The sequence below is a fragment of the Pseudomonas sp. Hz4 genome (assembly GCF_054898165.1).
This window is the reverse complement of sequence record NZ_CM142719.1, coordinates 1421872-1448621: the sequence shown is the minus strand read 5'-3', so window position 1 is coordinate 1448621 and position 26750 is coordinate 1421872. Positions and strand designations below refer to the sequence as shown.

17 protein-coding genes and 1 pseudogene are annotated in these 26750 nt (G+C 58.1%); 10 read left to right on the top strand and 8 right to left on the bottom strand.

Annotated elements, in window-relative coordinates; genetic code table 11:
• The first annotated feature begins 29 nt into the window (after nt 1-29).
• The 3 genes from ACYZTR_RS06455 to ACYZTR_RS06445 are packed head-to-tail and all read left to right on the top strand — an operon-like array spanning nt 30 to nt 4206.
• Nucleotides 30-989 (top strand): cytochrome-c peroxidase, encoded by a 960-nt coding sequence (locus ACYZTR_RS06455; RefSeq protein WP_461977377.1) that lies wholly within the window; start codon nt 30-32, stop codon nt 987-989.
• A complete protein-coding gene (locus ACYZTR_RS06450; protein WP_461977375.1) occupies nt 986-2797 on the top strand; it encodes a DAHL domain-containing protein in 1812 nt (603 codons plus the stop codon). Before ACYZTR_RS06455 ends, ACYZTR_RS06450 begins: the two co-directional genes overlap by 4 nt.
• Nucleotides 2794-4206 (top strand): ATP-binding protein, encoded by a 1413-nt coding sequence (locus ACYZTR_RS06445; RefSeq protein WP_461977373.1) that lies wholly within the window; start codon nt 2794-2796, stop codon nt 4204-4206. Before ACYZTR_RS06450 ends, ACYZTR_RS06445 begins: the two co-directional genes overlap by 4 nt.
• Here ACYZTR_RS06445 and ACYZTR_RS06440 read toward each other — a convergent pair.
• The 3 genes from ACYZTR_RS06440 to ACYZTR_RS06430 form a co-directional block, all read right to left on the bottom strand.
• Nucleotides 4199-5524, bottom strand: a complete 1326-nt coding sequence (locus ACYZTR_RS06440; RefSeq protein ID WP_461977371.1) for an APC family permease — start codon at nt 5522-5524, stop codon at nt 4199-4201. The two genes, ACYZTR_RS06445 and ACYZTR_RS06440, sit on opposite strands and share 8 nt — an antisense overlap.
• A gap of 184 nt (nt 5525-5708) precedes the next feature.
• Nucleotides 5709-6530 (bottom strand): carbon-nitrogen hydrolase family protein, encoded by an 822-nt coding sequence (locus ACYZTR_RS06435; RefSeq protein ID WP_461977369.1) that lies wholly within the window; start codon nt 6528-6530, stop codon nt 5709-5711.
• On the bottom strand, nt 6527-6655 hold the full coding sequence (locus tag ACYZTR_RS06430; RefSeq protein ID WP_461977367.1) for a hypothetical protein: 129 nt from the start codon (nt 6653-6655) through the stop codon (nt 6527-6529). The genes ACYZTR_RS06435 and ACYZTR_RS06430 overlap by 4 nt, the downstream gene beginning before the upstream one ends.
• Here ACYZTR_RS06430 and ACYZTR_RS06425 point away from each other — a divergent pair.
• The 3 genes and pseudogenes from ACYZTR_RS06425 to ACYZTR_RS06415 all read left to right on the top strand — a co-directional run.
• Nucleotides 6654-7454: a helix-turn-helix transcriptional regulator gene (locus ACYZTR_RS06425; RefSeq protein WP_461977365.1), complete on the top strand. Its 801-nt coding sequence runs from the start codon at nt 6654-6656 to the stop codon at nt 7452-7454. The two genes, ACYZTR_RS06430 and ACYZTR_RS06425, sit on opposite strands and share 2 nt — an antisense overlap.
• 301 nt (nt 7455-7755) lie before the next feature.
• Nucleotides 7756-9024 (top strand): IS110 family RNA-guided transposase, encoded by a 1269-nt coding sequence (locus tag ACYZTR_RS06420; protein WP_461977363.1) that lies wholly within the window; start codon nt 7756-7758, stop codon nt 9022-9024.
• 149 nt (nt 9025-9173) lie between these two features.
• A pseudogene (locus ACYZTR_RS06415) lies at nt 9174-9350 on the top strand (FMN-binding glutamate synthase family protein); the annotation flags it as partial.
• Between the two features lie 7 nt (nt 9351-9357).
• On the opposite strand, the gene ACYZTR_RS06410 reads toward ACYZTR_RS06415, so the two are convergent.
• From ACYZTR_RS06410 to ACYZTR_RS06400, 3 genes are read right to left on the bottom strand one after another with little or no spacing between them, the layout of a single operon-like run.
• Nucleotides 9358-10866, bottom strand: coding sequence for a glucosyltransferase domain-containing protein (locus ACYZTR_RS06410; RefSeq protein WP_461977361.1), 1509 nt, complete (start codon nt 10864-10866; stop codon nt 9358-9360).
• Nucleotide 10867: 1 nt separating this feature from the next.
• Complete coding sequence (locus tag ACYZTR_RS06405) at nt 10868-11809, bottom strand: glycosyltransferase family 2 protein (protein WP_461977359.1); 942 nt, start codon at nt 11807-11809, stop codon at nt 10868-10870.
• On the bottom strand, nt 11806-12180 hold the full coding sequence (locus ACYZTR_RS06400) for a GtrA family protein (RefSeq protein WP_282375304.1): 375 nt from the start codon (nt 12178-12180) through the stop codon (nt 11806-11808). Before ACYZTR_RS06400 ends, ACYZTR_RS06405 begins: the two co-directional genes overlap by 4 nt.
• Before the next feature lie 273 nt (nt 12181-12453).
• On the opposite strand from ACYZTR_RS06400, the gene ACYZTR_RS06395 reads away from it, so the two are divergent.
• Nucleotides 12454-13578 carry an OpgC family protein gene (locus tag ACYZTR_RS06395; RefSeq protein WP_461977357.1) on the top strand — a complete coding sequence of 375 codons (1125 nt, stop codon included), beginning with the start codon at nt 12454-12456 and terminating at the stop codon, nt 13576-13578.
• Nucleotides 13579-14010: 432 nt separating this feature from the next.
• On the opposite strand, the gene ACYZTR_RS06390 is transcribed toward ACYZTR_RS06395, so the two are convergent.
• Together ACYZTR_RS06390 and ACYZTR_RS06385 are read right to left on the bottom strand one after the other, a co-directional pair.
• Nucleotides 14011-15191, bottom strand: a protein-coding gene (locus tag ACYZTR_RS06390) for an IS3 family transposase (RefSeq protein WP_461974588.1) whose coding sequence is annotated in 2 segments (ribosomal slippage) — nt 14011-14927 and nt 14927-15191 — 1182 coding nt in all. Because the reading frame shifts where the segments join, the coding sequence is not laid out codon by codon here.
• 389 nt (nt 15192-15580) lie between these two features.
• Complete coding sequence (locus ACYZTR_RS06385) at nt 15581-17002, bottom strand: amino acid permease (protein WP_461977355.1); 1422 nt, start codon at nt 17000-17002, stop codon at nt 15581-15583.
• A 681-nt stretch (nt 17003-17683) separates the two neighbouring features.
• Between ACYZTR_RS06385 and ACYZTR_RS06380 the strand changes: the two genes are divergently transcribed.
• From ACYZTR_RS06380 to ACYZTR_RS06370, 3 genes are all read left to right on the top strand, one after another.
• A complete protein-coding gene (locus ACYZTR_RS06380; protein ID WP_461977353.1) occupies nt 17684-18142 on the top strand; it encodes an REP-associated tyrosine transposase in 459 nt (152 codons plus the stop codon).
• A 261-nt stretch (nt 18143-18403) separates the two neighbouring features.
• Nucleotides 18404-21523, top strand: coding sequence for a transglycosylase domain-containing protein (locus ACYZTR_RS06375; protein ID WP_461977351.1), 3120 nt, complete (start codon nt 18404-18406; stop codon nt 21521-21523).
• A 151-nt stretch (nt 21524-21674) separates the two neighbouring features.
• Nucleotides 21675-26744, top strand: a complete 5070-nt coding sequence (locus ACYZTR_RS06370) for an NEL-type E3 ubiquitin ligase domain-containing protein (RefSeq protein ID WP_461977349.1) — start codon at nt 21675-21677, stop codon at nt 26742-26744.
• The last annotated feature ends 6 nt before the right edge of the window (nt 26745-26750 follow it).

Here is a 26750-nt window from a genome sequence, read left to right as displayed (position 1 = left end):
ACACAGGCCTCAAGCCAAGGAATCATAAGATGTCGCCCTCCTTTCACCGTCTGCTGCTGGTGCCCCTGTTCGGGTTATGCCTGAGTGCCGGCGCCGCGCCGCTGGATGAACCACTCAAACCACTGCCGGCGGTGCCACAGCAGAATCCGCTGCGGGTTGAGCTCGGTCGCCAGTTGTTCAACGAGACACGCTTGTCGGTCAACAACTCACTGTCCTGCGCCAGTTGCCATCGACTGGAAAACGGCGGCGCCGACAACAAGGCGTTTTCCATCGGGTTCAACGGCGTTCCAGTGACGATCAACACCCCCAGCGTATTCAACTCCAGTCTGAATTTCCGGCAATTCTGGAACGGCCGCGCCGACACCCTGGAAACCCAGATCCACGGAGTGGTGCAGAGCCCCAGTGAAATGGGCAGTAACTGGGAGCATGTGGTGGAGGTGCTATCCGCTGACCCGACCTATCAGACTTCGTTCAGCAAGGCCTACCCCGAAGGCGTGACCACGAACAATGTGCAAAACGCCCTGGCCACCTACGAACGCACGCTGATCAGCGCCAACTCGCGCTTCGACCAATACCTGCTGGGTGATACCGACATTCTCAGCCGGGAGGAAAAATACGGTTATCAACGCTTCAAGGATTACGGCTGCATCGCTTGCCATCAAGGGGTGAACATCGGCGGCAACATGTTCCAGAAGTTCGGGGTCATGGGTGACTACTTCAAGATTCGGGGCAACCCCACCGAAGCCGACCTGGGTCGCTATCTGGTCACCAAGGACGAAGAGGACCGCAACGTGTTCAAGGTCCCGAGCTTGCGCAACGTCGCCGTGACCGCGCCGTACTTTCACGATGGTTCGGCTAAAAACCTCGAAGAGGCGGTGGACGTGATGTTCACGTTCCAGCTCGGTCGTATTCCCTCTGTCGACGACAAGACCCTGATCATCAAATTCCTCAAGACCCTGACCGGTGAATGGGGAGGCAAGCCCTTATGAAGACGTCTAACCGCCGCAACCTGGCGTTGCTTAGCGTCGTGGCCGTGATGCTGGCTTCGGTGCTGCTGTTCCTGTACCTGAAATCCAGCTCGAATCAGACGACGACCTACGCCGAATCCCGCGACTTGATCGGCCGGATCAAACAACTGAACGCGCAATGGGAAACCGAGATCCTAAAGGCCAGGATCGCCATCAGTCACAACTACGATCCGTTGGTCGCACCGCTGACCGAGATGACGAACTTGTGGGAGCAGTTCGACACGATGGCGTCGAACCACGGCCGCAACGAGTCGCCCATCTGGCGCCCCAGCCATGATGCGTACCTGACCGCCATCCAGGAAAAGACCCGGTTGGTGGAGCAGTTCAAGTCTCACAACGCCGTGCTGCGCAACTCGCTGGCGTTCCTGCCCACCGCCGAGGACGACATTCAGCAACAACTGGCCCGGTTGGTGGATGAGGACCAACTGCAACTTCAGAACATCGCCACCGACACCTATGACTTGCTGCTCAGCAGCCTGGAGTTCGCTCAGGTCACCTCCGACGACAAGGCCGCCGACATCCTGCTCGGGCTGAGCAAACTGGGGGTGAACAAGCTGCGACTGCCGGAGCCGTTCCACAGCCCGATCGATATTCTGAGCAACCACATTGCGCTGATCCTGCGCGAACAACCCGTGGTCAATCGGTTGCTGGAAAACATCGAAGCCGTTCCCGTGGCCGAACGCCTGGACGATATTACCAACCTGCTCAACACCGATCAGCAGCGGACCGATGCGGTCGACCAGCGCTATCACTTCTACATGCTGTTGTTTTCGGTGCTGCTGGTGTTGCTGCTGGTGTACCTGGCGATTCACCTGATGCGCAGTTTCACCGTGATCAATCGCGTCAACAAAGCCCTGCAAACCGCCAATGACGACCTGGAACTGCGGGTTGAAGAGCGCACCCGCGAGCTCAGGGATACCCAGAGTGAACTGCTCGACACCGCGCGCCAGGCCGGCATGGCCGAGATCGCCACCAATGTGCTGCACAACGTCGGCAACGTGCTCAACAGCGTGAACATTTCGGCCGACCTGGTGACCCGAAAACTGCGCGGCAGCAAGGCGCAGGGCCTGGGCAAGGCCATGCAGCTGATCAACGAGCATCAAGGCGATCTCGGCACCTTTCTGACCGAAGACGCGAAAGGCAAATTGCTGCCCGGCTACTTGAATCAACTGGTAGAGGCCATTGCCCTTGAACAACAAGGCATGACCGACGAACTGGCCCAGCTGACCAAAAGCGTGGACCACATCAAAGACATCGTCGCCACCCAGCAGTCCTACGCGGGTGCCAACAACCTGATGGAACCGCTGCACATCAGCGAATTGCTGGAGGACGCCCTGCGCATGAACTCCGGTGCGCTGACCCGGCACCACGTCATGGTGGTCAAGGAGTACGGCGATGTACCGCAGGTCATGGGCGACAAACACCGGTTGCTGCTGATCCTGATCAACCTGATCAGCAACGCCAAATACGCCATGTCCGACCTCAGCAACCGCCCGCGACAAATGACCCTGGGGGTCAAAATCGTCGATGACACAACCCTGCAAGTCAGCGTCAAGGATGACGGCGAAGGTATCGCCGAGGAAAACATGACGCGGATCTTTGCTCACGGGTTTACTACCCGCAAGGAAGGTCACGGCTTCGGCCTGCACAGCTGTGCACTGGCCGCCATCGAAATGAACGGCCACCTCACCGCCCAAAGCGACGGACCGGGCAAGGGCGCGCTGTTCACGTTGCAGATCCCGCTGAAAGCCATACCGGTGGAAGCATGAGCGAGCGTTCGAACCGACGCATTCTGCTGATCGATGACACGCCGTCCATTCACGTGGACTTCCGCAAAATTCTCACGCCCACGCCGGAGCAGACCGTCGAACTGGACGAGATGGAGGCCACGCTGTTCGGCAGCGAAGTGAAGTCCGCCAGCGCCCTGTTCGAACTGGATTCGGCCTACGGCGGGCAGGAGGGGCTGGGCAAACTCAAGTGGGCCTTGCAGGAAAACCGCCCCTACGCCCTGGCCTTTGTCGACATGCGCATGCCTGAAGGCTGGGACGGCGCGCAAACCATCGAACATTTGTGGCAAGCAGATCCGCGCCTGCAGGTGGTGGTGTGCACCGCCTATTCCGACTATTCCTGGGATGAATTGCTGGACCGCTTGCAGGCGCATGACCGGCTGCTGATCCTGAAAAAACCGTTCGACAATATTGAAGTCCAGCAGATGGCCAACACCCTGCTGACCAAATGGGACATGACCGAACGCGCCAGTGTGCAAATGGACCATTTAGGGCAAATGGTCGAACGCCGAACCCGGCAGTTCGCAGAGGCCAGCGTTGAATTGCAGCGCGAAATCGATGAGCGCAAACAGCTTGAAAGCCAGCTGGTGCAATCGGAAAAACTTGCCTCATTGGGGCAACTTGCGGCCGGCGTCGCCCATGAAATCAACAACCCCATCGGCTTCATTTCCTCCAACCTTGGCACCCTGGATGGCTATTTCAAACAATTGCAGGAAATGCTCGACGCCTATCGGGATGCGGAAGAGGCGATCTGTTCCAGTGAGCTGATCGAACGTTTGAAACAACTTCGCGAACGTGTCGAACTGGAGTTCCTGCGTGACGACATTCCGCTGCTGATCAAGGAGTCCAAAGACGGCATCAACCGCGTCGGGCAGATCGTCAAGGACCTGAAGGACTTCTCTCGGGTCGACTCCAATCAGGAGTGGCAGTGGGCCAATCTGCAACAGGGCATCGAATCGACCTTGAACATTGTCGCCAACGAACTCAAGTACAAGGCCGATGTCGTGAAGGAGTACCAGACGCTGCCCGACATCGAATGCCTGCCGTCACAAATCAACCAGGTGATCATGAACCTGATCGTCAATGCCTCTCAGGCTATCGGCCCGAAACGCGGCACCCTCACCCTGCGCACCGGACTTGAAGCTGAAACGGTGTGGATCGAGGTTGCAGACACCGGCTCCGGCATTGCGCCGGACTGCCTGCAGAAAATCTTCGACCCGTTCTTCACCACCAAACCGGTGGGCCAAGGGACGGGACTCGGGTTGTCCCTGTCCTATGGCATCGTGAAAAAACACCGGGGGGATATTACGGTGCGCAGTGAAGTGGGCATGGGGACCACGTTTCGGGTCCAGTTGCCGATTCACCAATCCAAACCGTTCCCGCCTAGGTAGCCTCCTGGAAATCCATCTCCGGTGGCTGGCGACGGAAGCCGCCGGTCAGCACCGCCAGGTACACCACGCCAATCGCCAACCAGCTCAAGCCCAGATAGATCGCCAGGTGATCGAGGCTAATCATGAGCCACAAATCCGCCACCAGACCGATAAACGGGAATAACAAGAACAACACGAATTCACGCAGCCCTTTGTTCTCACCGCCGATCCAGTAATGAAAGATCACTGACAGGTTCACCAGGCTGAACGCCAGGAACGCGCCGAAGTTGATGAACGAGGTTGAGGTGGTGACATCCAGTTTCAGCGCCAGCAAAGCGATCACGGCGCACAACAGGATGCTGTTGACCGGTGTGCCAAAGCGTTCGTGCAAGGTGCCGAAGAAGGATTTAGGCAGCACGCCGTCACGGCCCATGGCGAACAACAGTCGCGAGCCGCTGGCTTGAGCCGACAGGCCCGACGCGAACTGGCCGACGATCAGACCGATCAGGAAGATCGACACGAACAGGTCACCACCGATGTTGCGGGCAATTTCATAGGCCGCTGAGTCGACGCTGTCGAACTGGAACGATGGATGCGCGATCTGCACGAAGTACGACACACCGACGAAGATCAACCCGCCGATCAGGGTAATCAACATGATCGCTCGCGGGATGGTGCGGCGCGGGTCGCGGGTTTCTTCGGTCAAGGTGCTGACCGCGTCGAACCCCAGGAATGAATAACAGGCGATGGCTGCACCGCTCATGATCAGCGGCATCTGCATGTCACCGTTGAAGAACGGTTTGACCGACCATAATGGCGTGCTCGCATCGCCACCGACGTAATGGACGCACAACGCAACGAAGGCGATCAGCACCAGGAACTGCACCAGCATCAGTAACGCGTTGATGCCGTTGGCCAGCCTCAGGCCGACGATGTTGATCGCACTGGTGATGCCAATGAACGTCAGCACCCAGATCCACTGCGGCACGGCCGGGAACGCGGAGTTAAGGTAGGCCGCGCCGATCAGCCAGATCGCCATGGGCAGGAACAGGTAATCGAGCAGCACAGCCCAACCAGCGATGAAACCGAGTTTCGGGCTGATCGCTTTGCGTACATAGCTATAGGCCGAACCGGCGACAGGAAACGCAGAGGCCATTCGGCCGTAACTCATGGCGGTGAAAAACATCGCCACCAGCGCCGCCAGGTAAGCGGCCGGGACCATGCCGGCGGTGGATTGAGCGAGGATGCCAAAGGTGCCGAGCACAATGATCGGCGTCATGTAGGCGATGCCGAACAGCACCACCGAACCCAATGACAGGGTGCGTTGCAAATGAGCCATGAGCGACTACTCCGAATTTATTAGATTTATGCAGAGCCGAGTTCGGCAAAAATTACGGGTGTTGCGTGATCGTTCCCACGCTCTGCGTGGGAATGCCTCAATGGACGCTCTGCGTCCGCTCTTGGGACGCGGAGCGTCCCGGGCTGCATTCCCACGCAGAGCGTGGGAACGATCGGGTTAACGGTTAACGTGCAGGGATCAGCAACTCCCGCAATCCACAAGCATGCTCAACAATCTCTCCCGGCAACCGCAGCCGCTGATCATCCAGATACCGATAATCCTGCCGCGCCGCCGTCAGCTGATTCAGGTCCAGCTCAACCGCAAACTGTCCTTCCTCCCGTCCAGCCTCGAACAACAAAGTCCCCAGCGGATCCACCAACGCACTGCCGCCCGCAAACACCAACCCGCCATCGCCCTCTTCTACCCGGTTGACCATCAGCGCAAACGCCTGGTTTTCCTGGGCGCGGGCCATGATCGCGGTGCGGTGAGTCGGGCCGTACGGGTCCATGTTGCCGTTGGTGACGATCAGCAGTTCGGCACCCAACTGCGCCAGGGCACGGGCGGTTTCCGGGAATTCGATGTCGTAGCAAATCAACAGGCCGACCCGCACACCGTTCCACTCGCAAGTGGCGTAACGGTCTCCGGCCTCGAACACACCGCGATCCGACGCCCACAGGTGCGTCTTGCGGTATTTCAGCGCGATACCTTCGGGGGTAATCAGCAACGTGGTGTTGTAGAAGCGGCCGTTGTCGGTCTCGGCCATGCCGATCACCACGGCGATGTTGCGTTCACGCGCCGCAGCCAGCACCGCGCTGACGGTCGGACCGTTCAGCGTTTCGGCAGTTTCGACCAACGCTTCAAGGGACGGAAAGCCCATCAGGTGGGTTTCGGGAAACACAATCAGCTGCGTATCGGCAGCACAGGCAGCGATCGCCTTCAGAGCGCGTTCGAGGTTGTATGCCGTGTCGTTGTCACGGCCCGCCAGCTGGGCGAGTTCGACTTTCATGGGTATTCCTTGTTCTTGATGCCTGGCAGAAAGATTGCCCGGTCGGTGTCTGTGCGCCAGTATGCGCAGCAAGCCACCGGCCGGGGAATCACGCCGCTGGGGTAACCCGATAGGGGTAGAGGCATGACACTCTCGTTAGACGACATCGCGTGGCACCGTTCGGTAGGGCAACTGATCGACGCCCTGGACAAGCCCAATTTCTGGACGCAGCTTGTACGGTTGCTGAATCAGTACGTGACCTTCGACAGCTGGGTGGCGTTGCTTTTCAGCGCCGATCAGCACCCGCAAGTGTTCGCCGAATGCCCGGGCGCGGACGGCAGTCCCGATCAATTGTTCCAGGACTATCTGCGCGGCTTGTATCTGCTCGATCCGTTCTACATCGCCTGTCGCGAGCAGTCGCGCACCGGGCTCTATCGCCTGTCGGAAGTGGCGCCGGAGCATTTCGAGCTGACCGAGTACTACCAGCGCTACTTTCGTCTGAATGTGGTGGCCGATGAAATCCAGTTCAATTGCCAGCTCGATGGCGACCGCACGTTGTGCCTGTCACTGGGCAGCAAGCAGCGTTTCAGCGGCCAGCAGATTGCTTTGCTGTCGCTGATCCAGCCCTGGGTGCTCGGCCTGTTGCGCCAGCGTCTGCCCTACGAAATAAACGAAGTCGTGGCCCTCGCGCCAGCACCGCCGCAAGCCGACTGGCGAGTGCAGCTGGAAGCGTCGGTGAAACAACTCAAAGGCGCGCAATTGACCGCGCGGGAACTGGATGTCGGGCGCTTGATGCTCAGCGGTTGCTCCAGTAAAGAAATCGCTCGCAAACTGGAAATCTCTGTCGAAACCGTGAAAGTCCATAAGAAACACATGTACAGCAAACTCGGGATCAAGTCCCAGTCCGAGCTGTTTTCGATATTTCTCCAGGCGCAGAATGCCTGACTGTGCAGTGGAATGCTTTTCTGTGGGAGCGAGCTTGCTCGCGATATAGGTACTCCGTTCCTTTCTCTTCCATACTGACTTCGCTGGAAGTTGGCTGTCGGCGAGGAAGGAACATGCACCTGCGGGCTACGAATATGCTCGCGCAGCACTCGATGATTACGCTTTCACCTTCGAGTCCACAGGTGCGCTTGCGCCCTCTAACGAATTCTCAGGGAAAGCCCGACACGGCTCTCTATATCGCCTTCGCTGGACGCAAGCATGCATGTCCCTGCATGTACTTTAGCGTCTGTGGAGGTGTTCCATGCAAACGCTCCTGTCTCAGAGTTTCACTGCTTATATCGGAATTGATTGGGCAGACGCCAAGCACGACATCTGTTTGCAGATAGCTGGAGAGGCTCAGCGGAGTTTCGAGGTCATCGACCACAAGCCCGAGTCGATTGATCGCTGGGCCAGGTCGCTGCATCAACGTTACGGTGGCCCGATCGCGATCGCCGTGGAGTTGAACAAAGGCCCACTGATAGCGGCTCTGCAAAAATATGAGTTTTTTTGTATCTTTCCGATCAATCCGAGCACCTTGGCCCGGCACCGTAAAACCTTCGTCCCCAGTGGCGCCAAGGATGATCCAACGGATGCTCAATGGGCGCTTGAGCTGTTGCTGAATCATCCCGAACGGTTTCCTCAACTGGTCCAGCAAAGCTCCGCCATGCGTTCGCTCGCCAGCCTGACCGAACATCGCCGCGGGTTGGTCGATGACCGGGTCAAGATCAGCAATCGTCTGGTCTGCATGCTCAAACAGTATTACCCGTTGGCTCTTGAGCTGTTTCATGACCATGACACGCTGGTTTTCTGTGAGTTTTTGGCGCGCTGGTCGACATTTGAAGTGCTTAAGCACGCTCGGCCAGCCAGCGTTTTGAAGTTCCTTCACGCGCATAATGTTCGCCATGCTGAGCTCAATCAGCAGCGTTTGGCATTGATCGCCAAAGCCATGCCGTTGACTGAAGATCCAGGCGTGGTCAGTCCTTCAGCGCTGTATGTGCTGGCCCTGGTCTCGCAACTGAAAGGGGTCATCACGGCGATCAAAGATTTTGATCGGGAGATCGAAAAAACTGCCAACACCCTGGCCGACTATCGACTCTTCAAGGCCTTGCCCGGCGCGGGACAGCAGCTTGCCCCACGGTTGATGGTCGCCTTTGGTGAGCAGCGTGATCGCTTCAAGGATGCCAGTGCTGTGCAGCGATATGCCGGGATTGCCCCGGTCACCGAACGCAGTGGCAAGAAAAAAGTCGTCCACTGGCGCTATCAATGCGCAACTTTTTTGCGCCAGACCTTTGTTGAATGGGCTGCACACAGCATCAATCAATCGGTGTGGGCAGAGGCGTATTACCGCCAGCAAAGGGCCAAAGGCAGCTCTTACCAAGCGGCCCTCAGGGCTCTGGCGTTCAAGTGGATCCGGATCGTTTATCGGTGCTGGAAGACCAGCACCGTGTACGACGAAAAGGTTTATTTACAAGCCTTGCTCCGGCACGGCTCACGGTTGACCAGCGAGCCGGACACAGCAAAACCGTGTTGACGGAAAGGCTCAGGGCGTGAAAGCGGTGTGTCAGCCAACATCCATGTTGAATGTGAAATCGCCTTCGCGAGCAGGCTCGCTCCCACAGTGATTTGTGCCAGGCGCTCCATGGCACTGAACACTACCGAGTCCGAACCCAAGGAAACCGTATGAGCCTGTCACTCCTGAGCCGCTACGCCTTCTTTGCCGTCTGTGTGATGTTTACCCTCGCCAGCCTGCCCTTCCTGGAACACGACTGGCTCTGGCCGATCACCGCGGTGACTGGCGTCTTGAGCCTCGTGGGCCTGTTCGATCTGCTGCAAAGCCCTCACGCCGTACGCCGTAATTCGCGTTTCACCAGCGAAGCGCCTTGATCGGGGCCGGCTCTTTCATGACGATAAAACCGTAATCACCCAGCAGATAAATCCGGTAGTACGGGTTCTCCACCACCGGTGGATAACCCTGATAACCCACCCGGGTCGCGTTACGTCGCTCTCTCTCCGCCACCACGTTGGTGATGCCCACTGTCGGCAGGTTCTCGGCCAGCATGAAAAAGTCGATGTTCAGCAGATAGTGCAACACCGGCATCTGCTTGAACGAGCCCGCCGCCCCCAGCAGCCAGTGGTCGGAATAGGTCACCGACAGGTAAATGCGCTTGGCTTCGCGCAGTTGTCGATTCGACGCGATGTCGCGTTCAAGACTAAAAAGTGCGCTGGACGCGAAGGCTTTCTGCACCGTCAGGACCCGCCCATAGGCATACGACAGCGAAAGCATTGCCAACAGCGGAACCGCCAGCAACAGCGGCAGCCGTTCGTGGATTCGTGCCAGCGCCGGATGGCTCAAGTAGAACAACAGCACCAACAGGACCGCGAAGCCCATCAGCGTCCTGGCCCCTTCATTGAAGTCCCGGAAAAACAGCGCCATACCCGATACCAGCAAGGTCACTACCGGTAATGCCAGCACACAGATCAGGCCGATCAGAATTTTGTTCGCTGTGCTGTCCTGACGCGCCACGACGTTAAGCCCCAGGCGAACCGCGCCGGCAATGGCACACAGCAACAATCCGGCGAAGACCCAGGCAAATCCGCCGTGAAACAGCAGCACGACTTTTTCCAGCACCCTGGCGATGTTGACCTGCAGTTGCAGCAACGGGTCCGCTGTCCAGTTCAGCAGCAGGGTACGATTGTGTTGAGTGAGCGGATAAGCACTGACGGCGTAAATCAGGCAGCCCAGGACGGCCTGAGCGATTTTCCAGCCGATCAACCCGCACCACTGCGGCCAGGCCAGTTTGTCATTGGCGCCCCTGAGCACCTCCAGGCAACACAACCCGAGAAACACATTGAAGCTCACCTGATACAGCCCTATCGCCAAGGCAATCAGGAATGACGGCACCAGCCACTGCAGAATGCGCGAAGGGTGACGAAAGGTGATCGCGTAGATGACCGCCACCAGGCTCAACGCCATGGCAGGGCCGTCGTATTGATAAGACAGGTTTTGCAGAAAGAAGGGGTTGTACCAGAGCGGCAACAGCACCAGGCAGCGGGACATCGTTGGCTGCGGGTAGTAATGAAACGTCAAGCTCGTCAACGCCGCGGCCATGGCCAGCGTGGCGATCAATAGCGGCAACGGGAAAATGTTCGGTGCGGCATCGCTGAAGGTCAACGCGTTGTAGAACAGCTCGGTGAATAACCGTCCCTGCTCCGCCCAAGCCGTACCGGCCGACAACGCTCGCCAGTTGTCATCGATGTACGGATAGTCCGCAAGGATGAGCGGAACGACATACACAAAGGTCGCCAACAGAAAAAACAGCCAGACCTGGCGACGCCCGAGTTCCTTGCTGAAAAAGTCGCTGAACCTGCCCATGCTAAAACCCGAGCCGGTCTTTGCCGCCGACGACGTCTTTGACGATGTAGCGCGGCCGATGCTTGGCTTCGATGTAGATTCGGCCGACGTATTCACCGAGGATGCCGATGCCGATCAGCTGTACGCCGCCGAGAAACAGAATGGCGGTCATCAACGATGGGTAACCGGGGACGCTGTTGCCGAAGAAAACCTTGTCCAGCACCATGTACACCGCGTAGAGCACTGCGAAGATCGAAATACCGCCACCGACGTAAGTCCATAAGCGCAACGGCACCGTACTGAATGAGGTCACGCCTTCCAGTGCCAGGTTCCAGAGCTTCCAGCCATTGAACTTGCTGGTGCCAGCCACTCGCCCGGCTCGCTCGTATTCCACGACCACGGTGGTGAACCCGGCCCACGACAGCACACCTTTCATGAACAATTGGTGCTCGGGGAGCGCACGTATAACGTCGACCACCTTGCGATCCATCAGCCGGAAATCCCCGACGTTTTCTTCGATCCGGGTGTAAGCGATACGGTTGAGCACACGGTAGAACAGCGTCGCGCTGTGACGTTTCAGGTAGCTATCGGCGGTGCGATCCCGGCGCTTGGCGAGCACCACATCCGCGCCTTTTTGCCATTGGTCGATCAACCGCGGGATGACGCTGATCGGGTCCTGCAAATCCACGTCCATGGGAATCACCGCATCGCCGGTGGCATATTCCAGGCCGGCGAACAACGCCGGTTCCTTGCCGAAGTTGCGCGAGAAGTTGATCAGCAATACCTGATCATCGGCCTGCGCCAGGGCCTTGACCTCCTCGGCCGTGCGGTCGGAACTGCCGTCGTTGATGAACACGATCTCGACCTCTGCCTGGTCAAGCCTCAACTCGCGACGCACTGCCTGATAAAACAGGCTGATCGCCTGTTCTTCATTGAATACCGGAACGATCAACGAGACTTTCATGCGTTACGCTCGCGAAAGACCACGTACTTTGAAAACAGAAAGCCAAGCACCAGGCTCAATGCCGAAAACATGGCCACCGTCAGCAGACCGTGAAGTTTCCACACGTCTCCTGCATGGCCGACGCCCAGGCTCAAACCTCCCATGGCCCCCAGAAACAAAAGATAGCCGCCAACCGACGCTTTGGCATCGAAGGTATAAAGCGCGTTCATGTAGAAGGAAAACGAGGCGGCAACGCAGAAGGCTGCCAGGTTGCTGACAGCCTGACTCAGGTCAGCCCCCACACTGAGCAGGAAAAAGATTTGCCAGTGGATCAGCGTGTTGGCGACCCCGACCACCGTGTAGCTGGAAAATCCTTTCCACAAGAGCCTCATGGTGACTCTCCCGTTTAGAACACTGGACAAATCTGTGATAAAACTTTGAACCTGTCTACTGTCAGAAATCACAGGTCTGCGTACCTTTCAGACCAGCGGCTCTGTGCGACCAGCGGTTAGGGCACCCGCCAAGCCAGGAGACATCCCGTAATACCCCGGTTTTGCAATTACCTGCGAATCACGCCTACCCTGCGCGCCGCCGATGTGCGGCGCGCAACCTTTGCGCGTTTTCGGCGACTCCTTATCTCAACACCCGTTCACGAGCCCGCCGTCATGACGTTTGAGCGCGATCACCGAATCGACTTTTTTCGCGGCCTGGCACTGATCTTCATCTTTTGGGATCACGTGCCTCACAACCCCCTTGGCCAAATCACCCTGCGCAACGTCGGTTTCAGCGACGCCGCAGAAATATTCGTGTTTCTCGCCGGCTACGCGGCCGTTCTGGCCTATGGCAAAATTCTTGCGCGCGATGGTTACCTGATCGCCTGCGTGAAAATTCTGCGCCGCGCCTGGGTGCTCTACGTGGTCCACATTTTCCTGCTGGCAATGCTGATGGGCATCGTGTTCTTCGCCAACAGCCATGTGGAAACCCGCGATCTGGTGGAGGAAATGGGCCTGCATCACTTCGTCACCAACCCCCAGCAAGCGTTGACGGATGAGTTACTGCTGCGCTTCAAGCCAAACCTGATGGACCCGCTGCCGCTGTACATCGTGCTGCTGGCAGGATTGCCACTGATTCTGCCGTTGCTGGTGCGCAAGCCGTGGGCGGTCGTAGCGGTGTCATTGGCGGTGTACCTGCTGGCACCGCAGTTTGGCTGGAACCTTGCGGCAATCAAGGACGGTGTGTGGTACTTCAACCCCGTCACCTGGCAACTGTTATTTGTCCTCGGCGGCTTTGCGGCGATTCACGGGCAGCGGCCACGGTTGCCCGACACTCGCCCGCTGTTGCGCCAGCCCTTGTTTGTCAGCGCGGCGGTGTACGTGGTGGTTACCGGCGTAATTACGGTCTCCTGGCGCTGGCCGGAAATACACGATGCCGTGATGCCAGCCAGCCTGAACACCCTGCTGTACCCGATCAGCAAGACCGATCTGTCGCCGGTCCGTCTGCTGCACTTCCTGGCGCTGGCTTATGTCACCGCCAGGCTCTTGCCCGGCAACGGCTGGACGCAAAACTGGCTGGCGCAGCAATGCTGCCGCATGGGGCGCTACTCACTGGAAGTTTTCTGCCTCGGCGTGCTGTTGGCGCCCTTGGCGGACATGCTCAACGCCCTGACCGACGATGCGTTTGCCATGCAGGTTTTTACAGCGTTGGTGGGTGCCGGGGTAATGGCATTGCTGGGGGCGTGGCTGGACTTCAACAAACGGTTGAATCGATCAGTGCAAACCGCGGCAGCCTGAAATGCAACAAGCCCCGGCCAATGCCGTAATGCTGTTCACTTAAGGTTGGGGTACATATCCGTTTGTGCGGTAACGGCGGCTAGCGGTTTCGCTTTTACAGCGAGTCACTTGGAAATACGGAATGCCGCCCAACCCCAAGTAACCAAGGGCTCCTGCCCCGCCATTCGGTGCCTCGCCTAGGCTCGGCATGCCCTCACTCCGGCATTGCTCCGGGGGCCCGCCGCCATCGGCCATCCATGGCCGGGGGCGGCTACCGCGGCATCCTTGCCGCGGTGCCCCCTGCGCAACGCCTGCGTTCGGCCTCTGGGAAAGGGGCGGCAGATCTACAGCTAAAGCAACAGCACCAGCAACGGCAACGGCAGAAGCAACGGCAAGATCAAAAGATCGCAGCCTCGCTTCGCTCGACAGCTCCTACAGGGAAATGTGCAGTGGTCAACTAATTCCGGACACCTCGATAGGTGGTTTTGATGCCATCACCCGTTCGTAAACGGTCGGTGGCAAATAGCCTAGTTTCGAGTGCAGCCGTTTGTTGTTGTAAAACCCAACGATGTACTCAGTAATGTCGCGGATTGCTTCGCCGTGGTTTGCGTAGTCACGTCGCCACACTCGCTCCATTTTCAAGCTGAGGAAGAAGCGTTCCATTACCGCATTATCCCAACAGTTACCTTTGCGGCTCATGCTTTGCTGCATGTTATGTCGCGCCAGCAACGCTCGATAGCTCGCGCTGGCGTATTGGCTGCCACGGTCTGAGTGAGCGATCAGGCCCGGTGGCGGTTGACGCTGAGCGATGGCCAGTTGCATCGCGCTGCACACCAGCTCCGCCGGCATGTTCGGCGCCATGGACCAACCGACGATTTTACGGGAGTACAAGTCCAACACCACCGCCAGGTATAACCAGCCGCTGCGGGTCCGGATGTAGGTAATGTCAGCCACCCAAGCCTTGTTCGGCGCCACGGGGTCAAACTGACGATTCAGCACATTTTCGGCAATGGGCAGGTCATGGTTGCTGTCGGTGGTATGGACAAACTTGCGCTTCCAGGCCGAGCGAAGACCGTTGGCACGCATCAATCGGCGGATTTTATAAAGACCCACCGCCATGCCCTTGCCACGCAACGCATTGCGTAACGGGCGGCTGCCGAAGCAGCCTCCACTTTCCTCAAACGAAGCCCTGAGCTGAACCGTAACCGGACAAATAGATGCCGGCGCAGCAGCACGCTTGCCGGCCTCATAGAAACCGGATCGACTGACGTTGAGTACACGACAGACATGCGCTACCGAGTAAGCCTTCTGTTGCAACTGTCTGACCAGCCGATAAGTCACTTCAGCTCGCGGGCAAAGAAGGCTGTAGCCTTTTTTAAGATGTCATTGTCCATCTTGAGCTGGCGGTTTTCCTGCTCCAGCTGCCGAATACGTTGTTGCTCGGCGGTCAATGGCTTACCGATGCCGGTCTCTCCCAGTATCTCCGCATCGTACTGACGCACCCATCGGCGCACAGCCGTCTCACCAAGATTGAGGTCCAGGCAGACCTGCGGAACGGTCAGGCCTTTGTCCTTGATCATCCTCACGACTTCAAGCTTAAAGCTATCGTCGAAAATTCTACGTTTGTCAGTCATTAAAAAACTCCTCGGTAGATGTATTTTCCACCTATCGGGGTGTCTGGGGGAATTAGACCACTGCAATGCATTCACTTGATGCCAGGCCGGCCGGTAGGCCGCCTCGCTTTGGTTTTTGCGATGCACGCCCCCTCGAGAGGCCGAGTGGAGGTTCTGCGCAGTGGGCAACCCGGCATGGATGCCGGGTTAGCCGCCCCCGGCCATGGATGGCCGATGGCGGCGGGCCCACGGAGCAGGACCGGAGCGAGGGCATGCCGAGCCTAGGCGAGGCACCGAACGAAAGGGGCAAAAGCCCTTGGTTACTTGGGGCTTTTCCAAGTGACCCGCCGTAAGGGCGGAACCCTAGGGCCTCCATGACCGCAGGAACGGATATGTACAGGCGTTACGCCTTACGAAGTCGAACGCACCGCACCTTGCGACACATTGGTCGGTTGCAGCTTGAACACGTAGAACAACACCGTCAGCAATACCAGGAACGCCGGGCCGACATACAGCGCTACGCGGGTTTCCGGGAAGTACGCCATCAGGCCGACCACCAGCACCAAAAACGCCAGCGCCAGATACGAGCTGACCGGGTACAGCCACATCTTGTATTTCAGGCCGGCACGTTCGCTGGCGCTCAGGCCTTTGCGGAACTTGAGCTGGGCCAGCAGAATCATCACCCAGGTCCAGATCGCGCCGAAGGTGGCAATCGCCGTCACCCAGACGAAGACTTTCTCAGGCACCAGGTAGTTGAGCAATACGCCCAACAACAACACGCCGATAGACAGCAGCAAGGCGCGACTCGGCACGCCGTTGTTCGAGGTCTTGGCAAAGCCGGCCGGGGCCTGGCCATTCTGCGCCAGGCTATAAAGCATGCGCCCGGTGCTGAAAATGCCGCCGTTGCAGGACGACAGTGCGGCGGTGATCACCACGAAGTTGATGATGCCAGCGGCGGTCTTGATGCCCAGGCGCTCGAAGGTCATCACGAACGGGCTGCCCTGAGTGCCGATTTCGTTCCACGGGTAGATCGACAGAATCACGAACAGCGCGCCAACGTAAAACAGCAGAATCCGCCAGAACACCGAGCCGATCGCATTGGGAATGGTCTTCTGCGGATTCTTCGCTTCACCGGCGGTCAAGCCGATCATTTCGACACCGAGGTAGGCGAACATCACCATTTGCAGGGACATCAGCACGCCTTGCACGCCGTTGGGCATGAAGCCCCCGTGAGCCCAGAGATTGGAAATCCCCAGCGCCACGCCGTCGTTGCCGAAACCGAACGCGATCACGCCGATGCCGCCGACCACCATCGCAATGATGGTGACGATCTTGATCAGGGCGAACCAGAATTCGAACTCACCGAAGGCTTTTACCGCGATCAGGTTGATCGAGCCCATGCTGACCAATGCCGCCAGCGCCCAGATCCAGCGCGGCACATCGGGGAACCAGACGCCCATATACACTGCCACCGCGGTGATTTCCGCGACGCAGGTCACCAGCCACAGGAACCAGTAGTTCCATCCGGTCAGGAAGCCCGCCAATGGGCCGAGATAGTCTTGAGCATAACGGCTGAAGGAGCCTGCGACGGGGTTGTGTACCGCCATCTCGCCAAGGGCGCGCATGATCACCAGGATCGCCAGACCCCCAATGATGTAAGAAAGCATGATGGCCGGGCCGGCCATCTCGATGGCCTTGGCCGAACCGAGGAACAGGCCGACGCCGATACAGGCACCGAGCGCCATCAGGCGAATATGCCGTTCGCCGAGTTCGCGTTTGAGCGGGCCGCCTTGAGCGGTCTCGCCGTGGGGCAGGTGATTGCCGACTGGCATAGGGGTACAACCTCGTCTTGTTATTGGATATGACCACCGAGTGTCGAAGCACTGACCGATAAGCCATTGCTTGCCTGAAACCGGGCCTGCTTCGTGGGCAAACCCGTCTTGTAGGACAAAACCTGCAAGATCAGCGGGGCGTGCAGTATAAAAAGCTTCCTACAGGGCTTTTCACTCTATAAACCACAACATTCAGCGAGAACTCTCGGGAAAAGCGCGGTTTACGGAGGGGCATTACCTGGCTTATGTAGGATTTTTCGTCACTGAAACGGCGCGAAGTATTGCACGGTAATGGTGCGTCGTCATGTTCCTATCCAACCAGTATTTACACGGAGATGGCTCTACTTCAACCCTTTCAGGCCTCCCCAATTTCTGTGACGAGGGAGGCGTTGTGGCGAGGGGATTTATCCCCGTTGGGTGGCGCAGCCGCCCAAAACCAGCCCCCCTTCCCTTTCAGAAAGACCGCATTTGAAGCATTTACGACTGCTGCGCAGCCGGACGGGGATAAATCCCCTCGCCACAATAAATCCCCTCATCACAATAAATCCCCTCGCCGCAAAGGCACCCTCACTAAATCCTTCACAGAAATCAGAATATTCACTCAACAATTGTGGAGCCGATCATGGCCGCCGGCGCTTAGCCTAATAGCGTCATCCGACGATCAAACAAGGAAGCAATGGATTGCCTACTCATCCGAATTCACATCGTCTGCGCTTCGGCCGGCACTCCGAAAACGGTCGTGCCTATCTCATCACCGCAGTTATCCACAAGCGCCAGCCCATCTTTTCTGATTGGCGTCTAGGGCGGTTACTTGTAGCGGAACTTCGTCGAATGCACGATTCAGGGCGAGTGAATTCGATTGCCTGGGTTGTCATGCCCGATCACTTTCATTGGCTGATGCAATTGCAAGACGGCAATTTAGGGAATGTCATCGGTGCCACCAAAGCACGATGCACCCAGGCAGTGAACAAAATGACCGGCCGACATGGCCCACTATGGCAAACCGGCTACCACGACCGAGCAATCCGCGATGGAGAAGAACTCCTGCCGTTCGCTCGATACATAGTTGCCAATCCATTGCGTGCAGGACTGGTGGAAAAAATCGGTGATTACCCGCTCTGGGATGCCAGTTGGTTATAACGTGGCGAGGGGATTTAGCGGAACGCCGCACAGCCCCGTTGGGTGGTGCAGCCGCCCCAAACCAGTCACCCTCGCCCTTTCGCTTGAAGGATGACGACTGCTGCGCAGCCGGACGGGGCGGTGCGGCGTTCCGCTAAATCCCCTCGCCGCAAGTCAAAGTGGATCCACGATATTTGTGTGTTCACAATTTTTTCATCATCGCCAACCACCGTCTAAGCTTCAGACAAGCCCGATCAATCTGCGTGAATGGATCAGTCGACTATGGGCGCTTTATGGCAAACCGATTCGAGTAAAAATGTGGTTCCGACTGAACGTGTGGATGAAGCGCCTTTACCTGAAAAACCCCCTCGCAGTCGTACGACGCACGGTTGGGGGGCATTCTGGTTGCTGTTGCTGATTATTCTGATTGTCCTGAGTCTGGCTGCCGCCAAGGAAATGCGCACCTCGAAATTTCAATCCCGGGAAGTCAGCCAATTTGCCGCCTCCCTGACCTATGACATGCAACGCGGCCCCAGCGAGGCCATTCGTTATCCCGGCGCCGGGCCATTCGATCAGCGTCTGGGCTACAGCTCCCTGAATGAATTCCTGCCGCGTCTGATCAAGCGCGATTATGTTGTTGCGTCACAAACCCGGTTTTCCCAAAAGCTGATGGACTACACCGACAAGGGCCTTTTCGTGCCCTACGCGGAGAAAATTCAGGCTGGACTGTCGATCACGGATTGCCGAGCGGCACCGCTCTACCAGTACAAATACCCACAACAACTCTATTCAAGCTTTGCGGCGATCCCTCCCGTGGTGGTCAACAGTTTACTGTTCATCGAAAACCGCTTTCTGCTCGACCCGCGTCAGCCCCAGGCCAACCCTGCGGTGGATTGGCCACGGTTCGGCATGGCGGCTTGGTCCCAGGTCGCCAAGTTGTTGCACCTGCCAGGCCAGTCGGCGGGCGGCAGTACCCTGGCCACGCAACTTGAGAAGTACCGGCATTCGCCCGATGGCTTGACCGTGTCGGGCGCGGAAAAAATCCGCCAGATGATTTCCGCCAGCGTGCGCGCCTATCAGGCCGGACCGCAGACCCTCGAAGCCCGGCAGAACGTAGTTCGCGATTACCTCAACAGCGTGCCCCTGTCGGCCGTACCGGGCCACGGTGAAGTGCATGGCATGGCCGAAGGTTTGCGCGTCTGGTACGGCGCCGATTTCAACAAGGCCAACGAACGGCTGGCCAGCAACGCGACAGATCCGAAAAGCATGTCGGAAAAAGGCCTGGCGCTTCGTGAAATGCTCTCGTTGATGATTGCCCAGCGCCGCCCTTCCCATTACCTGACCAAAGGTCACGTGGAGCTGGCCGGCCTCACCGACAGCCACATTCGCCTGCTGGCACAGAACGGCGTGCTCGATGCGCCTCTCGCCGCAGCGGCATTGGCCAGCAAAGTGATCTATCGCGACTGGCAAACCCAGCCCACCCTCCAGCCGATCGAAACCAACAAGGGCATCAGCGTGGCGCGCAGCCGCCTGGGCGGGTTGCTCAATCGGCCGCTGTACGACCTCGATCGTCTCGATCTCTCGGCCACCAGTACGCTGCAAGGCGATCTGCAAACCCAGGCCACCGAATACCTCAAGCATTTGGCCGACCCGGTTTTTGCGACGCAAATCGGCCTGATGGGCGAACGCCTGCTCACCCCCACCAGCACCACGCAAGTGCGCTACAGCTTCACCCTGTTCGAACTGACTCCGGACGGCTCGCGGGTGCGAGTACAGACCGACAGCACCGATCAGCCGTTTGATATCAATGAAGGCAGCAAGCTGGAACTGGGCTCCACCGCGAAAATGCGCGTGCTGACGACCTATCTGCAAATCATCGCCGAGCTGCACGAAAAGTACGCTGAGATGACCGTACCGGAATTGAAGAAAGTCGACGTCCCGGACCAGGATCGCCTGAGCCGCTGGGCCGTCGATTACCTGATCCAGAATACAGACCGCAACCTGCCGGCAATGCTGGGTGCCGCGCTGGACCGCAAATACTCCGCCAGCCCCGGCGAAGCCTTTTTTACCGGCGGTGGATTACACACATTCGTGAACTTTCGCAAAGAAGACAACGGCCGCCTGCCAACGCTGCGCGATGCCCTGCGCGAATCGATCAACCTGCCATTCATTCGGCTGATGCGTGACCTGGTGCGCTACACCACCTACTCCGGCCCCAACAGCAGTGCCGAGTTACTCAAGGACGATCGCGACCCTCGGCGTCAGGAATACCTGGCCTCTTTTGCCGACCGCGAAGGCACGTCGTTCCTGCTGAAGTTCTGGAAGAAGTACAAAAACAAGGACACCCAGGCGCGGCTCGAAACCTTCCTCGACAGCATGCGCCCGACGCCGATTCGCATGGCCGCCGTGCATCGTTATCTGCTGCCACAGGCCAGTCAGGAAAGCTTCAACACCTTCGTGCGTTCACACCTCAAAGGCGCCAAGCTCACCGAAAAACTGACGGAGGAGCGCCTCCAACGGCTCTACGAAAATTACAGCCCCGGCGCCTACGACTTGCCGGATCAGGGCTTCATCGCCAAGGTTCACCCACTGGATCTGTGGCTGATGGGCTACCTGCTGAGCAACCCGGATGCCAAGTGGAGCCAGATCGTCAAAGCCAGCCACTTCGAACGTCAGGAAGTCTACAGTTGGTTGTTCAAAAGCCGTCACAAAGGTGCACGCGACAGCCGCATTCGCACCATGCTGGAGATCGAAGCGTTCCTCGACATTCACCAGCGCTGGCAAAAAGTCGGCTATCCGTTCGACCACTTGGTGCCGTCGCTGGCCACCGCCATTGGCAGCTCCGGCGACCGTCCTGCGGCATTGGCGGAGCTGATCGGCACCATTCTCAATGACGGTGTGCGGATGCCGACCCTGCGTATCGACAGCCTGCACTTCGCGGCGAACACGCCGTACGAAACCAAACTGATCAATGACCCGGATGTCGGTAAACGGGTGATGCCTTCCGAGGTCGCCACGGCCATGCGCGAAGCCTTGTCGCAAGTGGTGGATGCCGGTACGGCCAAACGTGTTTCCGGCAGTTTCATCACGCCGGATGGCAAACCGTTGGCCATGGGCGGCAAAACCGGGACCGGGGATAACCGCATTGAAGCCATCGGTTCGGGCGGACGGATTCTGAGCTCGAAATCCATCAACCGGACGGCGACTTTCGTGTTCTACATCGGCGATACCCATTTCGGCACCTTGACCGCTTTCGTGCCCGGGCGCACGGCTGAAGCCTTCAAGTTCACTTCGGCGTTGCCGGTCCAGGTACTCAAGGGCATGGCGCCGATTCTGACGCCGTATCTGCAACCGGGTACTCATACGCAATGCCTGCCGGTCGAGGTAGCTCGCCGCGGATAAAAAAGGGCGGTAATTAATTATTTTCGGCATTGATAATTCCAATGCGTTGTGGGGACGAACGCTTATAAAAACAGCGGTAATTCAGGCTTTTAGTTTGAGCCGAGGGCGTTAGGCTGATGACTCCCATTAATGCCCAAGGTTTATCAACAGCATGCCTGACTTACAAGGAAGTACGTCTGAACGGTCGCAAGCCGACAATAAAGGTCGTCATTACGCGTTCATCGAGAGCCGGATTCACCCCACATTCAAGAACACTCCGTTGCGAAGCGTCAGAGAGCTGGCCCTAACAAAAACGACGCCTGCGCCATGGATCAAGACAGCCACGGACCGCGATCACGCGCACTTGCAAAATGCCAACCTCGAACTCTGGTCCTCTCGCAACAAGATCGACCGTTTCCTCGACAAGTTGCAAAACATTTACCAGTTCGCCGAGCCGTTACTTACCGACGCGCTGAAGAAACAATTCGGTGTTGAGGTCGATGTAAGAACTACTTACTTGTATCTTTATTTACCCAAAAAAAACCCTTGGTACATCATCGATTCGAACGACGGGGTCGTCACGCGAACCGTATCGCTGCTCGATGCCGCGCTGCACAACTTCGCCGCCAGCGAAACCAGCGAACCGGACTCGGAGTTCATCAGCCAGCCCGATTCCCGTGGGCACTTCGCCGTATTGCCGATCAAACGCAAGATGTCTATCCCCGGGTTTCAGAATTTGTGCCGCGAACTGGACATCGGCGCGCACTACAGCCAATACCTGGAAGAACAGCTGCGGCCCAGGGATGGCGTTGCGCAGTATGTGTTGCAGCGCTGGATCACAGATAGCGAGAAAGCGGCCTTCAAGGCGGCGGCTCAACAGGCGGTCATGACCGGAGATATCGACTTCGGCGCCCGCGTCCTGATCCTCAACATGCTCGACGGCCAGCGCAATCTGCTGCGCAACGGCAGGGCGATGCAATTCGCTGAACTGTACATTCTGGACAGCCGGCTGACAGGCATCGTGCTGATCGCCCCGGATCTGGAGCAGCATCGTGGTGTCGTGCCCGTCATTGCTTACGTGCCGCAAGACCCGGAGCATCCGCTCAAGGAATACCCCTCGACCAGCGCTTTCATGAATGAACTGACCCGGCAACTGCGCGACGATGCCGTCATCTCTTCCTCCGGCATGAGCTATCGCCAGTACTTCAGCCGGTTCGTCGACCAGACGCAACGGGGGCATTTTTTCGGCGAACTGCAACAACGCCTGTTCAATGTGAAATGGCATTACAGAACGCCGCTGGACCCGCTTCCGAACTGGCGCGAAACCCCGAAAACCGCTGTCCATCTGCAGTTCAGCGCAACGCCGATCAGAGGCGACCTCTGGGAGCACCTGTACCAGGCAAAACTGAACAAAATCCTCAACGACGCCCAGCACATTGCCGTGTCAACTGCCGATACCGACCGCAATGCACGTTGGGCCTGGTGGGACAACTTCAAGAAAATAGTCTCGGACATCTTCAATGTGGCGTTGCTGGTCGTCACACCGTTCGTCCCCGGCGTGGGGGAATTGATGATGGTGTACACCGCGTATCAGATCACCAGCGACGTTATCGAAGGTATTGTCGACCTGGCCGAAGGACTGCAGATTGAAGCCGCCGAGCATGTCGTCGGCGTGGTCACGGACATCGTTCAACTGGCCCTGTTTGCCGCAGGCGCGAAGATCGGCGACCTCGCTCGCCTGAAACTGTCGCCGCTAGTCGAAGGCATGAAACCGGTGAAACGGCCCAATGGTGAACGACGGCTGTGGCATCCCGACCTTAAAGCTTACGAACTATCAGGTCTGACCTTGGCGACCGATTCCAGGCCCGACAAACTCGGCCTGCATGCCCACGAAGGGCAAACAATACTGCCGCTGGATGACAAACATTTCGCCGTGCACAAAGACGCACAAACCGGCGGTTACCGCGTCACCCATCCGCAACGTCCGAATGCCTATAGGCCCGAGTTGCAACACAACGGTCTCGGCGCCTGGACCCACGAAGCGGAGAGCCCGCGGACCTGGGAAAGGCCGACACTGATGCGGCGTCTGGGCCACAGTGTCGATGCTTTCAACGACACTCAACTGGAAAACGCGCGCCTCGTCAGCGGCACTGAAGACGGCGCGTTGCGCAAGATGTACGTCGACCACATGCCCCCGCCACCGCTTCTGGAAGACAGCCTCAAACGCCTGGAAATCCAGCGGCTTACTCACCAAACCCTTCAACGGATTCGAACCGGTCAGGCGCTCGATCCCTCCTCTTACTGGTTCGAGCCGTTGGTGACTTACCTTGGCGGCTGGCCTTCGGACAAAGCACTGAAGATTTATCAAAATGCCGATCTGACCGGGCATTTTCGCCAGTATGGCAATGCCACCGCGACCAGCGAGCAGACACTGTCCACCAGCCTGTCCCACATCATGAGCAAGCAGTTTGCGCAAACCCTGGTCGACTTTCTCGATGCCCCGCAGCTCGAGGCTTTGCTCGGAGGGACATTCGCCAAAACCGAACAGGTGCAAGCCCTGCGCAATCGCCTGGCTGATGAAGCACAACGCCGTCATGCAGAAGTCTTCAATTACTTGTATCAAGGCGCACAGGCCACCGCAGATCCTCGGGTTCAGCTGATTCGCGAAGCCTTTCCCGAGTTGCCTACCCGTGCGGTCACAACCCTGTTGAGCAATGCCGAAGGTGCTGACCTGGAGCGCATGGCACAAGAGCATCGACTGCCGTTGAGCATCAAAAGCCGCGCCCGCGAAGCCGCATTCGAGGCACGAACGAACCATGCCTACGCCGGGTTCGAGGACGCATTGCAGTGGGTTCCGGAAACCGAAAACCTGATGTTGAACGCGCTGAGAATTCATACCGACACCTTCCATGATCTGCGGATCGAGGTGCGTGATGCCTCAGACATCGGGCCGCCGCGGTGCAGTGTCGGCTCGCAGCAAGCGTCGACGGTGCGCATGCTGATCAGGGATGAAAGGGGCCGGTATGAAATCAGGGACGGCGACAACTACCCACTCAGTGAAGCGCAGGACTTTTACGAAGCGGTCCTCCAGGCTTTGCCCGCGGACAAACAGGCGCACTTGGGCTACCGGCCAGGCCAGGGCAATTTTTTGAAGCAATGGGTTATGGGCAAGACCGATACCCCCGTCGAACGCCGTACCGCGCTGGCCGAGCCGCCGATCCGCACGCACCCTGTATTCGAAGACATGCTGTTACTGCGTGGCCCGACCTTGTCCAGATCGGCGACCACGCTCACAGAACGGGTCGAGGATTTGTATCCGCATTTCAACCAGCGCGAGACCCGCACCTTTGTCCGCTCCCTTGGATCGGAAGAACAAGGGCATCAGACACTGACACGACTGGAACGCGAGCTGGATGATCTCAAGGTGCTGCTCAATCAGTGGCGATTCCAGCAACCTGAAGGCTGGGGGCCGGGCAGCCAGTCCTTTCGCGACAAGGGCGGACTGCACATTTGCGATCGACTGATCGAGTGTTTCCAGCGACAGGCGACGGTCTTCGGCGAGCGCAGTATCACTGCCGAGGGCGGGTATGCGCTGGACCTGTCGGTGGAGCTGCTTCCCGTCAGCCTTGAGCGGTGGTGGAAAAAGCTGCCGAATCTCAAACCGTACCTCGATCAGATCGACACCCTGAATCTGGACCGCACACGCTTTTCCGCAAAGGCCTCCGGCCTGCTCAAGGACTTCCCGCATCTACGGCAGCTGAGTGCCAGGGCCTGTGAGTTGAAACAACTGCCCGAAGGCATCGGCCAGATGCACTTCCTTCGAACTCTGCGCCTGATCGACAACCAGATCACGTTGACAGCAGCGGATGTCGAGCGCCTGAAAAATCTGACCCGCATGGAAACCATCAGGCTCGATGACAATCCGCCGTTGGGCCTGCTGCCGAACGTTGAACGCATGCCCAGGCTGAAAGTGCTGTGCTTGAGCAACACGGGCGCCACCACATGGCCCCAGGGCGTCCTCGGGCTCGGGCCATTCAACAAGCATCGGCCCCGGGGCTTTTTTCTGGATCTGCAGCAAAACCCGATCAGTGAAATCCCGAACGTGGTGCCAGGCTCCCACGATGCCTTGATCGTGGCGCGTACCCGCGTGCATCAATGGGATCTCTCTGACACCAATAAGGTTATGTTCCAGGAATATCGGCGCTCAGTCGGCCTTGCGCCCGAGCAAGCCTATGCCCAGGGGGCCCTGGACGCGATCGCCCAATGGCCCATGAAGGACGACTCCGAATGGTGGAGCAAAGAAGTATCCGGGCTCGGCACTTTCAGGGAAGAAGCCTGGCACGACCTGATGAGCGAGCCTGGCTCCGAGGGCTTTTTCGAGCTGATCCAGAAACAGACACTCGGCGCCGATTACCGCGCCGGCGGTGAACGGCGTGCCCAGCTCAGCAGTCGGGTCTGGCGGATGATCGAAGCCATTGACCTGGACACCGGGTTGCGCAAGGACCTGTTTGAAATGGCGACGGCGCCCACCACCTGCGCCGATGCCGGTGCGCAGGTGTTCAACCACATGGGCATCAAGGTGCTGGTGTCCGAAGCCTATGCCTTTTCGACGTCGACCGAGGACCTTGAAAAGAGCTTGGCCACCCTGGCAAAAGGCGCAGCTCGCCTCGCACGGGTGGAAGACATCGCGCGCGCTGATTTCTCCAGTCGCGAAGGCAATCCTGATGAAGTGGAGGTATTTCTCGCCTATGAAACCGGCCTCGCCCAACGCCTCGGTTTACCCTGGCAGTCGGAGTCGATGTTGTTCCGCCCGATAGCCGGCGTCAGCGGCAAAACCCTCAATACGGCCTTCGATACGGTGATGTCGATGGAAGCCGGCGATGGCTTGATCAACGACATGATCGAGCTGCCGTTCTGGGAAAAATACCTGCGTGATACGTATCCGAACGAGTTTACGCGCAACACCCGGCTGTACGAACAGAAGACAGAACTGCTGGATCAACTGCGCGAAAGCCAACAGGCCTGGGTCAGCGCCAAGGGAGGGCCGACGGTGCACAGACAAAACCTCAAACGGCATCTTCAAGACTTGGCCAGGCAACTGGATATCGCCGACAGTAGCGTGTTCGTCGATCAAGCGATGAGCGATGAGGTTTATGGCCAATTGCTGAACGACATTGGCTATCAGGAAAAGCAGCTGAGCAGGCGGCTGACGCGCGAGGCACTGCAAAAAACCTCGTCATAAGGTTCA